Annotated in this window: 17 protein-coding genes; 10 read left to right on the forward strand and 7 right to left on the reverse strand. The window is 72.0% G+C overall.

Annotation, left to right across the window (positions count from 1 at the left end; all coding sequences use genetic code 11):
* Nucleotides 1–162: 162 nt before the first annotated feature.
* Both ACFHWY_RS06690 and ACFHWY_RS06695 read left to right on the forward strand, forming a co-directional pair.
* Complete coding sequence (locus tag ACFHWY_RS06690) at nt 163–2,289, forward strand: SpoIIE family protein phosphatase (RefSeq protein WP_416579208.1); 2,127 nt, start codon at nt 163–165, stop codon at nt 2,287–2,289.
* 121 nt (nt 2,290–2,410) lie between these two features.
* Nucleotides 2,411–3,577 carry a cation:proton antiporter gene (locus ACFHWY_RS06695; protein WP_416579209.1) on the forward strand — a complete coding sequence of 389 codons (1,167 nt, stop codon included), beginning with the start codon at nt 2,411–2,413 and terminating at the stop codon, nt 3,575–3,577.
* Nucleotides 3,578–3,587: 10 nt separating this feature from the next.
* On the opposite strand, the gene ACFHWY_RS06700 is transcribed toward ACFHWY_RS06695, so the two are convergent.
* A complete protein-coding gene (locus ACFHWY_RS06700; RefSeq protein WP_416579210.1) occupies nt 3,588–4,574 on the reverse strand; it encodes an NAD(P)/FAD-dependent oxidoreductase in 987 nt (328 codons plus the stop codon).
* Nucleotides 4,575–4,740: 166 nt separating this feature from the next.
* Between ACFHWY_RS06700 and ACFHWY_RS06705 the strand changes: the two genes are divergently transcribed.
* The 4 genes from ACFHWY_RS06705 (at nt 4,741) to ACFHWY_RS06720 (ending at nt 8,621) form a co-directional block, all read left to right on the forward strand.
* Nucleotides 4,741–6,153: a glycoside hydrolase family 6 protein gene (locus ACFHWY_RS06705; RefSeq protein WP_416579211.1), complete on the forward strand. Its 1,413-nt coding sequence runs from the start codon at nt 4,741–4,743 to the stop codon at nt 6,151–6,153.
* Between the two features lie 157 nt (nt 6,154–6,310).
* Complete coding sequence (locus tag ACFHWY_RS06710) at nt 6,311–6,898, forward strand: general stress protein (protein WP_416579212.1); 588 nt, start codon at nt 6,311–6,313, stop codon at nt 6,896–6,898.
* Nucleotides 6,899–7,135: 237 nt separating this feature from the next.
* Nucleotides 7,136–7,630, forward strand: a complete 495-nt coding sequence (locus tag ACFHWY_RS06715) for a MarR family winged helix-turn-helix transcriptional regulator (protein WP_416579213.1) — start codon at nt 7,136–7,138, stop codon at nt 7,628–7,630.
* Between the two features lie 10 nt (nt 7,631–7,640).
* The gene (locus ACFHWY_RS06720) at nt 7,641–8,621 is read left to right on the forward strand and encodes a pirin family protein (RefSeq protein WP_416579214.1); all 981 of its coding nucleotides are present in this window, start codon (nt 7,641–7,643) and stop codon (nt 8,619–8,621) included.
* Nucleotides 8,622–8,670: 49 nt separating this feature from the next.
* On the opposite strand, the gene ACFHWY_RS06725 is transcribed toward ACFHWY_RS06720, so the two are convergent.
* Both ACFHWY_RS06725 and ACFHWY_RS06730 read right to left on the reverse strand, forming a co-directional pair.
* Nucleotides 8,671–8,799 (reverse strand): hypothetical protein, encoded by a 129-nt coding sequence (locus tag ACFHWY_RS06725; protein WP_416579215.1) that lies wholly within the window; start codon nt 8,797–8,799, stop codon nt 8,671–8,673.
* 723 nt (nt 8,800–9,522) lie between these two features.
* Nucleotides 9,523–10,278, reverse strand: coding sequence for a hypothetical protein (locus tag ACFHWY_RS06730; RefSeq protein WP_416579216.1), 756 nt, complete (start codon nt 10,276–10,278; stop codon nt 9,523–9,525).
* Nucleotides 10,279–10,659: 381 nt separating this feature from the next.
* Between ACFHWY_RS06730 and ACFHWY_RS06735 the strand changes: the two genes are divergently transcribed.
* On the forward strand, nt 10,660–11,484 hold the full coding sequence (locus tag ACFHWY_RS06735; RefSeq protein WP_416579217.1) for a SigB/SigF/SigG family RNA polymerase sigma factor: 825 nt from the start codon (nt 10,660–10,662) through the stop codon (nt 11,482–11,484).
* A 79-nt stretch (nt 11,485–11,563) separates the two neighbouring features.
* On the opposite strand, the gene ACFHWY_RS06740 is transcribed toward ACFHWY_RS06735, so the two are convergent.
* From ACFHWY_RS06740 to ACFHWY_RS06750, 3 genes are read right to left on the reverse strand one after another with little or no spacing between them, the layout of a single operon-like run.
* Complete coding sequence (locus tag ACFHWY_RS06740) at nt 11,564–12,157, reverse strand: GNAT family N-acetyltransferase (RefSeq protein WP_416579218.1); 594 nt, start codon at nt 12,155–12,157, stop codon at nt 11,564–11,566.
* Entirely contained in the window at nt 12,154–13,683 is a 1,530-nt protein-coding gene (locus ACFHWY_RS06745) for an APC family permease (RefSeq protein WP_416579219.1), read from the reverse strand. The genes ACFHWY_RS06740 and ACFHWY_RS06745 overlap by 4 nt, the downstream gene beginning before the upstream one ends.
* A 37-nt stretch (nt 13,684–13,720) precedes the next feature.
* Nucleotides 13,721–14,347 (reverse strand): GOLPH3/VPS74 family protein, encoded by a 627-nt coding sequence (locus ACFHWY_RS06750; RefSeq protein ID WP_416579296.1) that lies wholly within the window; start codon nt 14,345–14,347, stop codon nt 13,721–13,723.
* A 141-nt stretch (nt 14,348–14,488) separates the two neighbouring features.
* On the opposite strand from ACFHWY_RS06750, the gene ACFHWY_RS06755 reads away from it, so the two are divergent.
* From ACFHWY_RS06755 to hrpB, 3 genes are all read left to right on the forward strand, one after another.
* Nucleotides 14,489–15,331, forward strand: coding sequence for a helix-turn-helix domain-containing protein (locus ACFHWY_RS06755; RefSeq protein WP_416579220.1), 843 nt, complete (start codon nt 14,489–14,491; stop codon nt 15,329–15,331).
* A gap of 43 nt (nt 15,332–15,374) precedes the next feature.
* Nucleotides 15,375–15,587 (forward strand): DUF397 domain-containing protein, encoded by a 213-nt coding sequence (locus ACFHWY_RS06760; RefSeq protein WP_416579221.1) that lies wholly within the window; start codon nt 15,375–15,377, stop codon nt 15,585–15,587.
* 103 nt (nt 15,588–15,690) lie between these two features.
* Nucleotides 15,691–18,213, forward strand: a complete 2,523-nt coding sequence (hrpB, locus tag ACFHWY_RS06765) for an ATP-dependent helicase HrpB (protein WP_416579297.1) — start codon at nt 15,691–15,693, stop codon at nt 18,211–18,213.
* Nucleotides 18,214–18,217: 4 nt separating this feature from the next.
* Here the strand turns inward: hrpB and ACFHWY_RS06770 are convergent, their stop codons facing one another.
* Entirely contained in the window at nt 18,218–18,946 is a 729-nt protein-coding gene (locus ACFHWY_RS06770) for a PP2C family protein-serine/threonine phosphatase (protein WP_416579222.1), read from the reverse strand.
* Nucleotides 18,947–19,098: the final 152 nt, after the last annotated feature.

The following is a 19,098-nucleotide window of genomic DNA, read 5'->3' on the forward strand; positions in this document are numbered from 1 at the left end:
CCCGCGCGCTTACCCCTTCGCCCGGACAGCACGCCGCGCCAGCACCTTCCTTTTTCCCGGCAGATCACCGCATGTTGGCGCTGACCTGCCCTGATGCCACGGGCCGACTCACCCAGCCGATGATCGGGAACACCTGTCGAACGGGCGGACTAGGCTGCGTTCATGCCAGGAACGGTCGGGCGAGTCCCCACGCCAGCAGGCCCCGTCCCGGGAGCGTCGGCGCCGGACGACGCGACGGTCGTGAGCCGCCAGTGGGGCGAGACCACACTCGGCCCGTACGAGTCCTGGGACCCGGCCGTCCGTACGGCCGTCGACGTCGTGCTCGCCTCTCCGGCGCCGATGGCGCTGCACCTCGGCGATCAGCTGCGGCTGCTCTACAACGAGGCGTACGCCGAGATGGTCGGCGACCGGCACCCCCGGGCCCTGGGACGGCCCGCCGCCGAGGTCTTCGCGGAGGTCTGGCAACACCCGGGCGTCGGCGACGTCGTCGAGCACACCTACCGCACCGGTGAGCCGTTCCTGGAGAAGGAGATTCCGCTGCCGCTGCACCGGGCTGGCGGCGGACTCGAGCAGGTTGTCTACACCCGGGCCTGCTCGCCCGTCCGGGACAGCCTCGGCCGGGTGGCCGGCGTGCTGTCCGTGGTCGCCGAGACCAGCCCGGCGACCCGGCAGTTGCAGGGGCTCGGCGACTTCGCCGCGGCGCTGTCCGGCACCCTCACCCTGGACGACGTGGCGCGGGTCGCGCTGCGCTACGCGATCACCTCGTTCGACGCCGACCGGGTTTCCTTCGCCGTCGACGACGGGGGCAGCGGCGGTGGCTGGCGCATGGTCCGCCGGGTCCGGGGTGAGCTGGTGGACGAGGCGGACGAACGGCTACCGCCGCTGTGGCGACGCGGGCCGGCGGACTGGCCGGCCCCCGCGGTGGTCAGCGCGCGTAACGGGCAGGCCAGCTTCAGCGACGACGGCCAGCCGCTGCGCGAGATCGCGGTGGACCGGCACGACCAGAAGGTCCGCGCGCTGGCGGCGGTGCCGCTGCGGGCATCCGTGGTCCGCGGCGCGTTGACCGTCGGCTACCGCTCGCCGCATGTCTGGTCCGCACCGGAGCGGGCGCTGCTGGCCGCCTCGGCGGAACTGGTCGGACAGGCCACCGAGCGGGCCCGCCGCTTCGAGACCCAGCACGGCACCGCTCAACTGCTGCAACGCAGCATGCTGCCGGAGAACCTGCCGGGCCTGCCCCGCCTGCGCATCGCGGCGCGTTACGACCCGGGGGTGGACGGCAACGCGGCCGGCGGCGACTTCTACGACGCATTCGTGCTGCCCACCGGCGAGCTGGGCGTGGTCCTGGGCGACGTCGCCGGTCACGACGTGCAGGCCGCCGCCCGGATGGGTCAGGTGCGGGCCGCGCTGCGCGCGCTGGCGCTCAACGATCCCCGTCCCGACCAGGTCCTCGCCGGCCTCGACCGCCTGGTGAGCAGTCTCGGCGCCGAGTCCGGAACGCACGAGCTGTTCGTGACCGTGGCGTTCGGTGTCATCGACGTCGACCGGGAGGAACTCACCTTGGCCAGCGCAGGCCATCCGGCACCGCTGATCCGCCGCTGCTCGCCGGCCGGTGACCCGGACGCCAGCTACGTGGACGTGCCGTCGGGCGCTCCTTTGGGGGTCGGCTACCGTCCGGGGACACGGACGGTGGCATTCGCGCCGGGCGACACGTTGCTGCTGTTCAGCGACGGCGTGGTGGAACGACGCCGTCATGGGCTGTCACACGGTTTGGCCCGGCTGGCGGAGTCGGTGGCCATGGCACCAAGCGGCGACCCGAGATCCCTGTGTGCGGTGGCCTCCGCGGCGGTGCCCGGCGCGACCGAGGACGACGTCGCCGTTCTGGCCGTCGAGTACGCCCTGCGGCCGAGCCGGTCGGCGCGGATGGAGGTGCCCGCCGAACCGACCGCGCCGAGTCGGGTCCGGCACTGGATGACCGCACAGCTGACCGAATGGCAGGTGGCCGAGTCGGTGATCGGTGCGGCGGTGCTCTGCACCAGCGAGCTGACCACCAACGCGCTGCTGCACGCCGGCACGGCGGCCCGGGTGGAGGTGGACCTCAGCCCGGAGCGTCTGCTCGTGTCGGTGGCCGACTCGGGCTCCCGGGGCACGGTCACCCGGGCCCGCACGGAGACGCTGAGCAGCCGGGGCCGCGGACTGGGCCTGATCGAGGAGTTGAGCGACGCGTGGGGCACCGATCCCACCGTGCGGGGTTCGACGGTCTGGTTCGAGATGCTGCTCCCGCCGGCCTGAGCCCCGACGCGACGCATCGCCAGGCCCACACCGAGGATCCTTCAGGATTACCGGAGCTCCGACCGGGGCAAGGTGTGCGCACCTCTCCGCGTGCCGTGGACAGGGGGAGAAGGGCGGTGCTGTGGAGACGGTCGACGTGGCGTTCGCGGTGCTGGGCCTGGCGGCACTGCTCGCCGGTATCCTGCCGCGGTTGTTGGAGCGGCGACCGCTGTCGATGCCGATCGCCTTCCTCGGGCTCGGCATGGTGATCTACGCGCTCCCCACCGACCTGCCGGTGCCCGATCCGCTGGCGCACCGGGATGTCGCCACCCATCTCACCGAGATCTGCGTGATCGTCGCGCTGATGGGTGCCGGTTTCAAGATCGACCGGCGGTTGGGCTGGGCCCGCTGGTCGTCGACGTGGCGCCTGCTGGCCGTCGCCATGCCGGTCTGTATCGCCGCCGTGGCGCTGCTCGGATGGTGGTGGGCGGGTCTGGTGCCGGCCACCGCGCTGCTGCTCGCCGCGGCACTCGCCCCGACAGACCCGGTGCTCGCCTCCGACGTCCAGGTCGGCGAGCCCACCGCCGAGTCGGACTCCGAGGACGAGGTCCGCTTCGCCCTCACTTCCGAAGCCGGGCTCGACGACGGTCTGGCCTTCCCGTTCGTCTACGCGGCCATCGCGATCGCGGGCAGCGGTCTGGCCCCCGGCGACTGGCTGGCCCGCTGGATGACCGCCGATGTGCTCTACAAGGTCACGGTGGGGGTTGTCGGTGGACTCCTGATCGGCTGGCTGCTCGGGAGACTCTTCTTCCGGGCGCCCAGTGAACTGAGGCTGGCCCGACACTCCGAGGGCTTCCTGGCGTTGGCTGCCACCTTCCTGGCGTACGGGCTGGTGGAGGTGGTCGGCGGCTACGGCTTCCTCGCGGTCTTCGTCGCCGCGCGCGCGATCCGGGCAGCCGAACGCAGTCACGAGTACCACGCGGTGCTGCACGACTTCGCCGAGCAGATCGAGCGCCTGCTCACCGTGCTGATGCTGCTGCTGTTGGGCGGTGCGGTGATCGGCGGCCTGCTGGCCCCGCTGACCTGGCCGGCCGCGCTGGTCGGACTGGCTCTGGTGTTCGTGATCAGGCCCCTGACCGGCTGGCTGGCCCTACGGGGCGCGCCGGGACGGCCGGCGGAGCACTGGGTGATCGCCTCCGTGGTGGTGCACGGCATCGCGGCGACTCCGGTCATGCGGCTGCTGGACGGCGCCGGTCGGCGCACCGCGCCCAGGGTTCCGCCCGCCCGCTGCACCCCGGTCGCGGCCTGAGCCGGCCCGGCTACCTGCTGTCGCGCCCCGCCTCGGTCGGGCAGGCGAGCCGGGCGGCCAGTGCGCGGCCGAGATCACGGCCGGAGCGCCAGGCGGTCTCCACCCGGGGCGGGCCGAACGCGTCGCCCGCCAGGCCGATCCCGTCGTCGTCGAGGTGGAAGCCGGTATCGGAGCCGCCGACGGGCTTGGCGTACGTCCATCGGTGCACGTGCGCGTACTCGGCCTGGTCGGGCAGGGTGAGCAGGTCGCGGACGGCCGCTTCGACGGCCGGCGCGGCACCGGCGGGTTGGGCGAGATGCCTGACGGCGAACTCCGGCGTGGTGTGGGCGACCAGGACGGGAGCTCTGTCACCACGTCGGTCTCCGTCGTCGCAGACCAGGCTGAGCAGCGGGTGGTCGTTGACGAAGACTCCCCGAAAGTCGGTCCACCGGCGGGTCGGGTACCGCAGCACCGCCGCCAGGGCCGGCGACCAGTGTTGCCGACGGGCCGCCCCGGTGGCGGCGTCGAGGGCCGGGTCGAGCAGCAGCGCGGCCTGTGGGCCGGGCATCGCCAACACGGCCGCCGCACACTTCTGGCCGTCCACCGTCGGCCCCGGTTCGACCCCGAGGACCAGGTGGCTCACCTGCAGCGGGAGGTCCCGGGCGAGGTGTTCCACCAGTGAGCGCAGCCCTTGAGGGGCAGCCCACCGGGTCGGCCCGGGGGTCTCCCTGCGAGTGCCGGCTTCGTACGCGAGGAAGGTGTCCGTCCATTCCCTAACCAGCCCGGCGGCCTGCCAGTCGTGAACCACTTCGGCGAAGTCGGGATCGGTCACTGTCAGGTAGGCGGCGCCGAGGTCGGCGGGGCGGCCCTCGAAACGTCGGCTGGCCATCCTGCCGCCGACCACCGAACCGCGCTCCCGGAGCTGGACCGGTATGCCGGCTCGCAGCAACTCGCGGGCGCACGCCACCCCGGCGATGCCGGCACCGACGACCACGGCACCTGACGGGTCAGCACTCATCCGTCGATCGTATGGCGCGGTGCTCACCGCATCGACGCCAACTGACCGACCCCGCACCGTCGGATAGTTCCGGAAGGGTCTTCACAAGCCGGCAACAGGCCCGTACCTTGACGGACATGTGGGAGCGCTTCCACGTATATTCTTCGATATCCACGAGGAGCAGATCATGAGAACCCGGACCACGTTCGCACTGGTCGGCGCCGTGACGACGGCCCTGACCGTGGCCGCCACCGTCGGTGTGGGCGCGCTACGGCCCGCGCCCGCCGCGGCCGCCGACTCCGCCTTCTACGTCGACCCGCAGACCAGCGCCGCCCGCTGGGTGGCGGCCAACCCGAACGACCCGAAGGCCGCCGTGATCCGGGACCGGATCGCCAACGTCCCCCAGGGGCGCTGGTTCACGACCACCAACACCTCGTCGGTACGCGCCGAGGTGAACTCCTTCGTCGGCGCCGCTTCCGCCGCCGGCAAGATTCCGATCCTCGTGGTCTACAACATCCCCAACCGCGACTGCAGCAACCACAGCGGTGGCGGTGCGCCCGACCACGCCACCTACCGGCAATGGGTGGACCAGGTCGCCGCGGGCCTCGGCGGGCGCCCGGCCACCATCGTCCTGGAACCCGACGTGCTCCCCATCATGACCAACTGCATGAGCGCCAGCCAGCAGGCCGAGGTGCGGGCCTCCATGGCGTACGCCGGGAAGGCGCTCAAAGCTGGCTCGTCGGCGGCGAAGGTCTACTTCGACATCGGTCACGGCGGATGGCTTGGCCCCGGCGAGGCCGCCGCTCGGTTGACCGCGTCCGACATCGCCAACAGCGCCGACGGCATCTCGGTGAACGTGTCGAACTACCGGCGCACCGCGGACGAGGTCGCCTACGCCAAGTCGATCATCGCGGCCACCGGCATCTCCCGGCTCAAGGCGGTCGTGGACACCAGCCGCAACGGAAACGGACCCGCCGGCGCCGAATGGTGCGACCCACCGGGGCGGGCGATCGGCACACCGAGCACCACCGCGACCGGTGACGCTGCCGTCGACGCTTTTCTCTGGGTGAAGTTGCCCGGCGAAGCGGACGGGTGCATTGCCGGGGCGGGCCAGTTCGTCCCGCAGCGGGCATACGACCTGGCAGTCGCGGCCGGCCCGGTGCCGACCACCGCCCCGCCGACCACCACGCCGCCCACCACCACGCCACCCACCACGCCGCCGCCCACCACCGCCCCGCCGACCACCGCGCCCCCCACGACCACGCCACCCACCACCACCCCGCCCAGCGGGGGTTGCACGGTGACGTACACCCCGAACGCGTGGACCGGTGGCTTCACCGCCGAGATCCGGCTGACCAACCGCGGCGCGGCGGTCACCAGCTGGACGCTCACCTTCACGGCGGGTTCCGGAGTGCGGCTGACCAACGGCTGGAACGGTGAGTGGAGCCAGTCGGGCGACCGGATCCAGGTGCGCAACGCCGCCTGGAACGGCAGTCTGCCCGCCAACGGCACGCTCAGCGTCGGCTTCCAGGGCACCTTCACCGGCAGCAACCTGCCACCGTTCGTTGGCTTCGCCCTGAACGGCACCACCTGCGCCTAGCGCCGGCGGTCCTGGCGCGGCTGCGCAGACGACGCCGCCGCGCCAGGAAGCCCGGTACGACCGTGACCGCCTCCTGATCTCAGGGGGCGGTTCCGTACCAGGATCCGTTACCGCCTCCGCTATGCGGGAACGCGACAGGCGACGAAGGAGGAGACCAATGAGCACACAGTCGAATCCCTCGGCGTGGCAGCCGGGCGTGACGGGCGGCGGCACTCTGCCGTCCGGTCCCGGTGGTCGCCCCGCGGCTCCCAGCGGCAACGGCCACGGCCCGCAGGCCGGTCCACCGACCGTGACGATTGGAGCGTATCCGGACTATCCCTCCGCCCAACGGGTGGTGGACCACCTGGCCGACAACCGCTTCCCGGTGGAACGCGCCGCCATCGTCGGCACCGACCTGACGCTGGTGGAGACCGTGCTGGGCAGGATGACCACCGCCCGTGCGGCACTGGTGGGCGCCGGCACGGGTGCCTGGTTCGGTCTCTTCATCGGCTTGCTGTTCGGCATCTTCACCGTCGGCAACTGGGTGGCGGTCATCCTGGCCGGACTGGTCATCGGCGCCGTCTGGGGTGCCGTCTTCGGTGCCGTCGCGCACGCGATGACCGGCGGGCAGCGCGACTTCACCTCCGCCAGCTCGCTGCGCGCCAACCAGTACGCGGTCACCGTCGAGGCCGACGTGGCCGAGCAGGCCCGTCAGCTGTTGGGCCGCCTGCATCTGGGTGGCCGTACCCCGCAGTCGGCGGGCTGAGGCCGCCCGACCCACGGACGGTCCCGCCAGGCGGGACCGCCCGTTCCGTCCTGCTCAGGCGGTGGCGGGGCGGACGTGCGGATGCTCGTCGTCCCGCCCGGCCGCGCTCCGTGGTATTCCCGTGGCCGGTGCGAGTCTTTCAAACCTTGACGACAGATTTGGTTGATCTCGTCTGCCTCCTTGCCAGGCGGGCCGGACAAGCTTATTACAATTTTGAAAGAGGTGTACGATGGCTCCATGACCGAGAGCCTGGAGCCCGACCGCCGCACCGCATGGCGGGCGTATATCGAGGCCAGTCAACGGTTGTTCACCCGGCTGGAGGACGACCTCCGCGTGGACAGCGCGATGAGTTTCGCCGACTACCACGTGCTGGTACTGCTCGCCGAGGCTCCGGGACAGCGACTCCGGATGGGCGAGTTGGCCGGTCGGCTGGTCTTCTCCCCCAGCCGACTGACGTACCAGATCTCGTCCATGCAGCGGCGTGGCCTGGTCACCCGGGCGCCCTGTCCGGACGACGGGCGGGGCAACGAGGCGGTGCTCACGGCCGCCGGGCTGCTGACCCTGCGGGAGGCCGCCCCGCATCACCTGCACTCCGTACGCACCCATCTGCTGGACGACCTCGACGACGCCGAGGTCGCCTGCCTGTACCGGATCTTCACCCGGCTCGGCCGACGGCTGACGGGTGTCGACGACACCGCCGCCGCCCACACCACCGCCCCCGGCGACAGCTGAAGGAGCCCCGATGCCCGCCATCACCGTCGACAACGTTCTCGTCCTGCCCCGGCTGCCCCGGCTCGACGACTCCACCACGTTCCGGCCGGTCCACCGGCTGGCCACCGCGCCCAGCGGCTTCGAGGGCGAGGGCTTCCCGGTACGCCGGGCCTTCGCCGGAGTGCCGACGGGCGAGCTGGACCCGTTCATCCACCTCGACCAGATGGGCGAGGTGGACTACGCCCCCGGCGAGCCGAAGGGCACCTCCTGGCACCCGCACCGCGGCTTCGAGACTGTCACGTACATCATCGACGGGATCTTCGACCACCAGGACAGCCACGGGGGCGGCGGCACGATCACCAACGGCGACACCCAGTGGATGACCGCAGGCAGTGGCCTGCTGCACATCGAGGCCCCGCCGGAGCACCTGGTGGTCAGCGGTGGGCTGTTCCACGGCACCCAACTGTGGGTCAACCTGCCCAGGGTGGCCAAGATGAGCCCACCCAAGTACCAGGACATCCGAGGCCGGCAGGCGGCACTGCTCACCACGCCGGACGGCGGCGCGCTGGTCCGGGTGATCGTCGGTGAGGTCGCCGGCCACCGCGGGCCCGGCGCGACGCACACTCCGATCACCGTCACCCACGTCACGGTCGAGCCCGGCGCGCAGGTCGACCTGCCCTGGCGGCCCGACTTCAACGCCCTGGTCTACGTGCTCGGTGGTCGCGGCACCGTCGGGGCCAACGGGCGCGGCGTACACACCGGGCAGCTCGCCGTGCACGGGCCGGGCGACGCTCTCCGGCTGCGGGCCAACGCCCGACAGGACAGCATCACCCCGGCGCTGGAGCTCTACATCATGGGCGGGCAGCCGATCCGTGAGCCGGTGGCACAGTACGGCCCGTTCGTGATGAACAGCCGCGACGAGCTGATCCAGGCGTTCGAGGACTTCCAGGCCGGGCGGCTCGGGGTGGTACCGGCGAGGCGACTGCCGCACACCGACGGTGAACGCCCCTGATAGTGACGACGGCGTCCGAGCGCTCCGGTGGTTGCGGGGCGCCCGACGCTCAGGAGACGGCGAATATGCCGGCCACGCCGAGCAGCACCATCACCAGTACCGTCAGCAGCGCTCCCCGCTCGCCCTCCACCGCCTGCTCGCGGTGCTCGGTCACGGAGTTCGTCGTCTCGCCGGGCATGGTGCGGCTCCCTCGCTGCTCAGGTGGGTGGATCCGCCCGTCGTCATTGCTCGCCGTCGTGCGGACCCGACCGGGGGTTCGTATCGTGAGGACGTGGTCGATCTCTCCCAGGGCGGAAACGTGACGCTGCGGAACTGGTTCTCAGCGCACCGGAACGCGCCAACCCGGTCTCTGAGTTACCCGTCTGGACCAGCGGAAACCTCGCCGAGCCGCTGATTCACGGAACAACCGTCAACTTCGACCGGCTGGTCGAGGAGGTCGAGGCGCTCGACGCCGGCGACCACCTCTTCTTCGCCGACTGGCGGGGAGATCCGGACGAACGCCCTCGCCCGGACGGGCCGACGGTGGCGCAACTGTTCGCCCACGCCGCCCACCGCGGCGACCCGCAGGCGGTACGGATGTCCGCGCCCTACGGCGACCAGCCGCCCTGGCACGACGTGCAACTCGCCGTGCGGGTCGACCCGGCCGGGGGGGGGGCGGCGACGGGGCGCGCCGGTTCCCCGGGAACTACGGCTGCGGCTGCTGCGGAAACATCTGGACCGCGACCCCGCCGGAGGCTAGGACGCCGACCTGATCGACCCTGACGCCGCGGTCGCCACGGTCACCGCCGCCGCCGAGGCGTTACAGCGCTGGCACGACGGCGGACAGGTCGGCTCCCGGCCGCCTGGCCGGCTGCGACCGCACCGATCCCGGCGGCTGGGCTGGTGGACCCGGGCCTGGGCGCTACCGGCGTACCGACTGGTCTACGACCCCGACGGCAGGCCCTGGCGAGCCCGCCGGCGCGGCACCTGGTGAGCCGGGCTGCAGTTCCCCCAGCACCGCCAGGCCACCCGGGTACGCGAAGGAGGAGCGCGGCGAGTAGTAGCCCCAGGCGATGGTGAGCGGATTCTGCGGGCGCAGCGCGTAGACCGGGTGGTCGGGGTCGAGGAACTCCACCGACTCGATCTCGAACGAGGTGACCGGTTCGGCGATGACCGCGTAGACGCTGCTGACCAACTGACCGTGAAGCGCCGTGAGGTAGCGGTGGTGCCCGTTGTGCGTGGCGTGGCCGGTGTCCCCGGCGCGCACCCGGGCGCGGATCATCGGCACGCCGTCGATGTCCGTCTCGGCGACCAGGGCATCGTCGCGGGCGGTGATCGTGGTCTGGCCGGCCAACGCCGGAGCGCCGCGGGCCAACGCGTAGTCGCGGACCCGTGAGCTGGAGGCCACGTAGTGGGTCCACCAGCCGCCCTGGTTCACTCCCTCAGGCGCGTCGGCGTCGGACAGGGTGACTCCGAGGTAGGTCAGCGAATATGCGCCGAAACCGGAGGTCTGGCTGTCGTCCTCCACCACGTACTGGTTCATGAAGACCTGCCGGTCCGGATGTGGCCGCAGTCCGGCAGGAACCAGCGCCGCCGCCGCGCCCGGGTCCGCCGGTAGCCAACTGAAGAACAGCGACCGGCTGTTCACGACGAGTTGGGGAACAGCGGGGTCGAGCACGGCGCCTCCGATTGGATGTCAGCCCGACGTTAAGGCCAGTCCCATCGGCGGGACAACGACGGATTGGCGACAGTTGACTTGCCACCCACCCGCAGGCTCGTCCGGTCGGCGACACCGCGCCGCCGTTCGGCCGACCGGCCCCTGCCGCCCGGTCATGCCCGACTCGTCCGAGCCGATCGCGGCGAGGCTCGCCCGACCGCCGAAACGCGACGCGCGATACCTAATTTCGTCCGCTTAGTCCCTATAAGTTCCATAAGCACATCGTACTTTCGGCTAGCTTTCCGGGAGACGATCAGGTTAGAGTGACTCCCGAACGTACTAGCAGGGACTAAACCAAAGCGTCACGTCTTTATCCGCGGACGAGGTGCAGGGAGGACCACCATGACCGCCTCAACGATCACCGAGCCCGCCGCCGCGCCGGCGACCAACACCCCGAAGCTCGACCCGCGGGCGCACGCAGACAGCGCCTCCGACCTACTGAACGCGATGGCCGCGCTGCCGGCCGGGCACCCGTCCCGGGCCGCGCTGCGCGACCGCGCTATCGAGGCGTGGCTACCGCTGGCCAACCACCTCGCCCACCGCTACAGCGGTCGCGGCGAGCCCACCGACGACCTCGCCCAGACCGCGGCCGTCGGCCTGATCAAGGCCATCGACAAGTTCGACCCCAGCCGCGGCGTCGACTTCGCCGGGTACGCGATCCCCACCATCATCGGCGAGCTGAAGCGGCACTTCCGGGACCGGACCTGGGACATCCGGGTTCCCCGGCGGCTACAGGAGCTGCGGCTGGCCATCTCCGACGCCAACAGCTCGCTGCTGCAGACCCTCGGCCGATCGCCGACGGTGGCCGACATCGCCAGCCACCTCAAGCTCACCGAGGAAGAGGTGCTGGAGGGCCTGGAAGGTGCTCGCGCCTACAACGCGGTGTCGCTGTCCACGCCGACCGGTGACGGCGACCGCGCCACCGAGCTGGGCGACATGCTCGGCGGCGAGGACAACGAGTTCGAGCTGGCCGAGCTGCGGGTGGCACTGGGCCCGGCGCTGGCCACCCTGGACGAGCGTGAGCAAAAAATCCTCACGCTGCGGTTCTACGGCAACCTGACCCAGTCGCAGATCGCCGACCAGATTGGCGTGTCCCAGATGCACGTGTCCCGGCTGCTGGCCCGGGCACTGACGAAGCTGCGGGGGCAGCTCGCCGGGACGTACTGACAGCGGCCGGCCCAGGGGCGCAGGGGGGGTCGATGGTTGCCGGGTCCGTGCAGGACCCGGCAACCATCGTGCGTACACCTCAGCCGGCGGCCGGTTCCCGCCACATCGGCCAGAACGGCGTGCCGTCGGGCAGCCGGAACGGCTCAGCGACCAGGTAACCGTGCCGCGCGTACAGGTCACGGCTGCTCTCGCTGCTCGCCTCCAGGTACGCCGCCACGCCATTGGCGTCAAGCCAGGCGTGATGGTGGCGCAGCAGCGCCGTACCAACGCCCCGCCCCTGACGGTCCGGCCGCACCGCCAGCAGCGCCAGATGATGGTGGTCGGAGTGCGGATGGTTCGCGGCGAACAACTCGTCGAGGTGGACGAAGCGTGGCGTCCACTCCCCGCACGCCGCAGCCAGTCGAGCGTCGTAGTCCAGTGGCGGCGGTAGCGGCTCACCGACCGACGGCAGCCAGACCGCCACCCCGGCCCGGTCCTCGGTGCCGAACACATGGCCGTGCCGGATCGCGTGGTCGACGATGATCTCGAAGTTCCCGGCCAGCGCGTTCTCCCGCTCGGCCTCGTCGGGTACCAGCCATCGGGTCGCGTCCAGCACCAGGAAAGACTCGGCGATCCGTCCGGCGACCCACTGGAGGTCGGCCGGCCCGAGCCGCCCGACGGTCAGCTGGATCACCGTCGCACCTCCGTGGTCGCCGACACCGGCTCAGTGGCCGCCGACGGTGCGACCACGACCGCTGCCGCGCTCTCCGCACCCAGCCCGATCCGGGCGTACGTGTCGGGGCGCCGGTGCCGAATGGTGAGGCCCCAGAGTGCGCCGAGCAACGCCGCCACCGGGTAGGCCGCCGGGATCGCCCAGCGCAGCGGCGAGTCTGGCGCCACCCCGAGCAGGTCGGCGAAGTTCTGCACCGCCAGCACGATGATCGCGGCCAGCGCGATCGTGGCGATGCCCGGGGCGATCAGCCGCCGCCACAGCGTCTCCGGCTCGCCGCTGCGGGCGAAGTACACGATCACCGCCACCGCGGTGGTCGCGATCAGCAGCAGCACGCCGAAGCCGCCGCTGGTTCCCAGCCAGAAGAACAGCTGCAGGACCGGATCCCAGCCGTTGATCGCGTACAGCAGGATCACGAACAGACCGAGCGCGCTCTGCGCCAGCGAGGCGGCCTGCGGCGCCCCGGTTGACGGCGAGGTCCGCCCGAACACGGCCGGCAGCACCCGCTCCCGGCCCAACGCGAAGGCGTACCGCGCGGTGGTGTTGTGAAACGAGATCATCGCGGCCAGCACCGAGGTCACGAAGAGCGCCTGCCCGATGGCGAGGACAGTGTCGCCCAGGTGCGAGCCGGCCAGGTTGAAGATCAGGTCGATGCTCTGGCTGCCGGCCTCCTCGACGATGCGGTCCGGCCCGACGGCCACGGTCATGCTCCATGAGGAGAGCGCGTAGACCACCGCGATGATCGCCACCGAAAGGTAGGTCGCCATCGGCACGGTGCGCTTCGGGTCCCTGCTCTCCTCACTGAAGACCACTGACGCCTCGAAGCCGACGAAACCGAGAATCGCCAACACGAGCACCGCGCCGAGCCCAGGAACGAAGAAGTTGTCCGGCGAAAACGCGGCGAAGCTGACGTCGCCGCCAGCCGGGTTGCCGAGCTGACCGAGGTCGAACACCAGGATGACGGCGATCTCGGCGCAGAGCAACGCGGCCAGCACCATGCCGTTGATATCGACCCGGAGCAGGCCGAGCAGCCCGACCAGCGCCCAGGCCACCAACGCCACGATCCACCACTGCGGCGCGATCCCGAACAGCCGGTCCAGCACCGGGGTGGCCGCCGCGCCGATGGTGCCGTAGAGCCCGACCTGGAGCGCATTGTAGGCGATCAGGGCGACCCAGGCCGTACCCACCCCGGCCGGCCGCCCCAGACCACGGGAGACGTACGCGTAGAACGCCCCCGCGTTGGCCATCCGGCGCGCCATCGCCACGTAGCCGACGGAGAAAAGGGCCAGCACCGCCGCCACCGCCAGGAACGCCAGCGGGATGCCGAGCACCCCGATCACCCCGTAGCCGGTCGTGACCACACCGGCCACCACGGTCAGCGGCGTCGCCGCAGAAAGGACGAAGAAGACCACCGAGGGCACGCCGAGCCGGCCGCGGGCCAGCGCGTCGGAGACGTTGCTCGGTCGGTCGGGTGTCGCTGTCGAAGACATGGACTGCTCCGGTTCAGGAGGGGAAGGGTACCGGGGGTCAGGGGATGCCACGCAGTACGGCCGCGCCGACGGCGGCCTCGGTGTGCGCGATGAGTTCCTTCAACGGGGCCGGCAGGGCCGGGATGATCAGGTTGAGCCGGTGGTGGGCACGAGGGCCGGCACTCCAGAGCACCTCGCGGGTCAACCCGGCGGCGGTGACCAGTCCGAGCAGCACCGCGTCGGGCACGCTGGGCGGGTCCGCCCGCTCCAGCAGCGCCCGCAGGCGGGTGGCCGGCCAGGCCGCAACGTTGAGGTCGTTCGGCTGGTAGGTGACGATGGTCCGCAACAGTCGGCGGCTCTCCTGCCTGCGGAGCACACCGGCGCGGGCCAGCCGTTCACCCACCGAGGTGATCGAGGTCTGGGCGAGGAAGCTGAGCCAGGTCCGCACCGCCTGGTGCTGTGTCTCGCCGATCAACTGGTCGAGCACGGTGTGCGCCAGCGCGTCGCCGGGCGGACGACGGTCGAGCACACCGACCTGACCGGAGCCGATCGTGATGTGTCCATAGAGGACGAGCTCGCTGAGCAGGCCGGCAGCCAGACCGATGCCGGCGGCGGCCGGATGCAGCTTCGCCTTGCCCCGGGTGTCGTTGTGGGCGATCAGGAAGAACTCGTCGGCGATGAGCAAACGTCCCCCCAGGCCGGCCTTCACTGTGATCGTTGACCCGGGCAAGGATGCACCTGACGCAGGCGCAATGCAACTCCCGTTTTCGGCAGTTGCACTCCGTGGTGATGCGACCTGCGCCTTCTCCCATGACAGACTCGGAGGGTGACCGCGAGCCCCACAGTCCGCCGCCGCCGCATCGCCCGGGAACTGCGCCAGTTGCGCGAACGCGCCAGCATGACCCTGGACGTCGCCGCCCGGCAGCTGGACATGTCCAAAAGCAACCTGTCCCGCATCGAGAACGCCCAGATCGGCATCAAGCCCCGTGACGTTCGTGCCGCGCTGGCGCTCTACCAGGTCACCGGCAAAGACGCCGAGGCGCTCATCGAGATCGCCCGTGGCGCGCAGCAGCGCGGCTGGTGGCAGCACTACAGCGACGTCCTGCCGGAGTGGTTCGAGTTCTACGTCGGCCTGGAGGCCGAGGCGGCGACCCTGCGCACGTACGAGGTCGAGGCGGTGCCCGGCCTGCTCCAGACCGAGGCGTACGCCCGGGAGGTCTACCGGCTCACCGCCGGCGAGGAAAACCTTGATCGCAAGGTGGCCGCCCGGCTTCGGCGGCAGGACGTGCTGCACGGCGACTCCCCGGCCGAACTGTCGGTCGTGTTGAACGAGGCAGCATTGCTACGCCCTGTCAGCAGCCGGGTCGTCATGGCCGGCCAGGCAGCCCACCTGGAAGCCATCGCTCAGTTACCCAACGTGACCATTCAGGTACTTCCATTCGAAGCCGGCGGGCACCCCGCGATGAATTCGCCGTACGTGCTCCTCACCTTCGCCGACACCGCCGACGCAGCAGTGGTCTACCTGGAGAATCTCTCGATGGGCATGGCACTGGAGGAGGTCGCTCAGGTGCGCTCGTATAGGCTTGTGCACGAGAGGCTGCGCCGTCTCGCGCTCGATCCGGCGGCATCCCTGATCCGCTTGAAAGAAGCTTCTCGCTACTTTACGTGACCGCTTCGACGCGGTCACTGTCGGTATCGACGAAGGGACCGCGATGACCGCGCTCGACCTGTCCAGGGCGAAGTGGCGCACCAGTTCACGCAGTGTGGGCAACGGCAACTGCGTCGAGGTCGCCACCGTCGACGGTCGGGTAGCGGTACGGGACACAAAGAATCGGCCCGGCCCGGTGCTGGCCTTCTCCCCCGACGCCTGGCACGCCTTCCTCCGCACCCTCTCCCCAGCACCGCCCGCCACCCCGTCGATCTAGGGCTTATCGCTACCGCTGGAGATCACCTCGCGACGTTCTGCCCTAGATCGACAGGGCGTGGGCGTGCCGGTTGGATCCGGCGGGGTCGGTGCGAGACTGGGGCGTGCTCTCCGACGTGGCTCTCGACCTACCGGTCCGGCCGGCGCTGCCGGCGATGGTGACGGCGTTGCGTTCGGCGGGCGCCGCGGTCCTCGTCGCCCCGCCGGGCACCGGCAAGACCACCCTGGCACCGCTCGCCGTGGCCGACGCGGTGCCGGGGCGGGTGGTCGTCGCCCAGCCCCGCCGGGTCGCCGCGCGCGCCGCCGCCCGACGGATGGCGGCCCTCCTCGGCGAGCAGGTTGGCGATCGGGTCGGCTACGCGGTGCGCGGCGAGCGGCGAGTCGGCCCGCGTACCCGGGTCGAGGTGGTCACCACCGGGCTGCTGGTCCGCCGGCTGCACCACGACCCCGAGCTGGCCGGGGTCGGCGCGGTCCTGCTCGACGAGATCCACGAGCGGCAGCTCGACGCCGATCTGGCGCTCGCCTTCACAGTGGAGTGCCGGGTCGCACTCCGGCCCGATCTGTGGCTGCTGGCCATGTCCGCGACACCGGAGGCGGACCGCTTCGCCGCCCTGATCGGCAGCACGGCGCCCGCGCCGGTGGTGCGGGCCTCGGCGGCGCTGCACCCGGTGACCCGGATCTGGGTGCCACCGCCCCGGCCGGTGCCGCCACCGGGCGCGGGACCGGTGGATCGGGTGCTGCTCGACCACGTCGCCGCGACCGTCCGACGGGCGTTGGACGAGCAGGGCGGCGACCTGCTCGTCTTCCTGCCGGGAGTGGGCGAGATCGGTGCCGTCGCCGGGCGGCTGGCCGGGCTGCGCGACAGCGTCGACGTGCTGCGGTTGCACGGCCGCCAGACCGCAGCCGAGCAGGATGCCGCCCTGCGGGCCGGTCGGCGGCGGCGGGTGGTGCTGGCGACGGCGGTGGCGGAGAGCAGCCTGACCGTGCCGGGCGTACGCACGGTGGTGGACGCCGGCCTGTCCCGGGTGGCCCGGCTGGACCTGGCCCGAGGGCTGGGCGCGCTGGTCACCGTGCCGGTCTCCCGGGCGGCGGCCACCCAACGGGCCGGCCGGGCCGGCCGGGAGGCACCGGGCCACGTCTACCGCTGTTGGCCACAGGCGGCACACCAGCGGCTGCCGGCACAGCCGGAGCCGGAGATCGCCGCCGCCGACCTGACCGGCTTCGCCCTGGAGTTGGCCGCCTGGGGTGCTCCCGACGGCCGCGGGCTGGCGCTGCCCGACCCGCCGCCGCCGGCGGCCATGGCGGTGGCCACGGAGACGCTGAACGCCCTCGGTGCGCTCGGCCCCGACGGCCGGATCACGGGACGGGGTCGGGCCATCGTCGCCATCGGAGCCCATCCCCGGCTCGCGCGGGCCCTGCTCGACGGTGCCGCCCGCGTGGGTGCGGACCGCGCGGCCGAGGTGGTGGCGATACTCGCCGAGCAGAACGTAGCCGGGTCCGGCGACGATCTCGCCGCCGTCTGGCGCCGGCTGCGCGCCGCGACCGACCCTGGCGCTACGGCACGCTGGCGCACCGAGGTCCGCCGACTGCGCGCCGCCCTACCGGGCGCAGTCAGGGATCAGCCGGCCAGCGGCGCGGCGGCCCGGTTGCCCGACGACCTCGCCGCCGGGCTGCTGGTCGGGCTGGCCTACCCGGAACGGGTGGCTCGGCTGCGCCGGCCCGGCGGTTCGGCGTACCTGATGGCCGGTGGAACCGCCGCGGAGCTACCGGCGGGCTCGGGCCTGGCCGGCGTCGACTGGTTGGCCGTGGCGGTGGCCGACCGCTCCCCCGGCGCACCGGCCGCCCGGATCCGGCTCGCCGCCGTCCTGGACGAGACGACCGCCCGCGAGGCGGGCACCTCGCTGTTGCGTACCGAGCGGGAGGTCGGCTGGTCGGGTACGGACGTGGTGGCCCGGGAGGTGGTCCGGCTCGGCGCGATCGAGCTGGTCGAGCGCCCGCTGACCCGACCCGACCGGGGCGAGGTGGGTGCGGCCCTGCTGACCGGGCTGCGCAGCGCCGGACTCGATCTGCTGACCTGGACGCCGGGGGCGCGGACGCTGCGCGAGCGGCTGGCGTTCTGCCGGCATGTGCTCGGCGCGGACTGGCCCGACGTGTCCGACGAGGCGCTGCTGGCCGACGCGCCCCAGTGGCTCGGGCCGGAGCTGGCCGGCGCCCGCCGCCGGGCCGACCTGGCCCGCGTCGACGTGGTCGGTGCGCTGCGCCGGCTGGTGCCGTGGTCGCTGGCCGGGAGGCTGGACGAGCTGGCTCCAGAGCGGATCGCGGTGCCCAGCGGCTCGCGGATTCGGGTGGACTACGCCGACCCGGCGGCGCCGGTGCTCGCGGTCCGGCTCCAGGAGACGTTCGGCTGGCCGGACGCACCCCGGGTGGGCGGCGGTCGGGTTCCGGTGCTGCTGCACCTGCTCTCCCCCGCCGGTCGCCCGGTGGCGGTCACCGCGGACCTGGCGTCGTTCTGGCGATCGGCCTATCGGCAGGTGCGGGCCGAGCTGCGCGGCCGGTATCCGCGCCATCCCTGGCCGGAGGACCCGGCCACGGCCACACCGACCCGACGCGCCGGGCAGCGGCGCTGAGGTATCACGGCTCGTCGGTCACGTCCGCGACGACCACCGTGATGTTGTCCGGGCCACCGGCCCGCAGCGCGAGGTCGATGAGCGCTCGGCTGCACGCCTCGCGGTCCGGGTGGCCGGCCAGCACCTCGGCCAGGGTGTCGGCCCGCACGACGTTGGACAGCCCGTCGCTGCACAGCAGCCAGCGGTCGCCGGCCCGGGGCACCATCGTCGCGTACGTCGGAGAGACCTCGTCGCCCTGCAACGCCTGGGTGACCACGGCCCGGCGGGGGTGACTGCCGGCCTGGTCCGGGGTGATCAACCCTTGGTCGACAAGCATCTGCACGAAGGTGTCGTCCCGGGTGATCTGCTTGAGCACACCCTCGCGGAACAGGTAGGCCCGGGAGTCTCCCACGTGGGCCAACGCCAGGCAGCTTCCGGTACGCGCGAACAGCAGCGCGGTCAGCGTGGTACCCATTCCCTGCCGCTGCGGGTCCTCGGCGACCGCCTGGCGGATCCGGTCGGTGGTTAGCTCGATACCGTCCTGCAACGCGGCGACCAAGGCGTCCTCGGGGGTCGCCACGTCCAGCGGCGCCACCGCCTCGATGGCTATGGCGCTCGCCAGGTCGCCCGCGGCCATGCCGCCCATGCCGTCTGCGACCGCGACCAGCCAACTGCCGGCGTGCAGCGCGTCCTGGTTGCCGCTGCGGATCAGCCCACGGTCGCTCGTCCCGGCGGAACGAAGCTTCAGGGTCATGGCACGCAGCCTGCCAGGAGAAGGGCTCCGTTGTCTCTAGGAGATCGGGACCACCCGGCGTGGCGCGGCGAATCTCACTACCCGGCGACCCAGAGCCCATCGGGTGAGATCGATTGACATGGCCTGGCCACCCTGGAAACATGCCCGATACC

This window comes from Micromonospora sp. LOL_024 (assembly GCF_048060415.1).
Taxonomy (GTDB): Bacteria; Actinomycetota; Actinomycetes; order Mycobacteriales; family Micromonosporaceae; genus Micromonospora.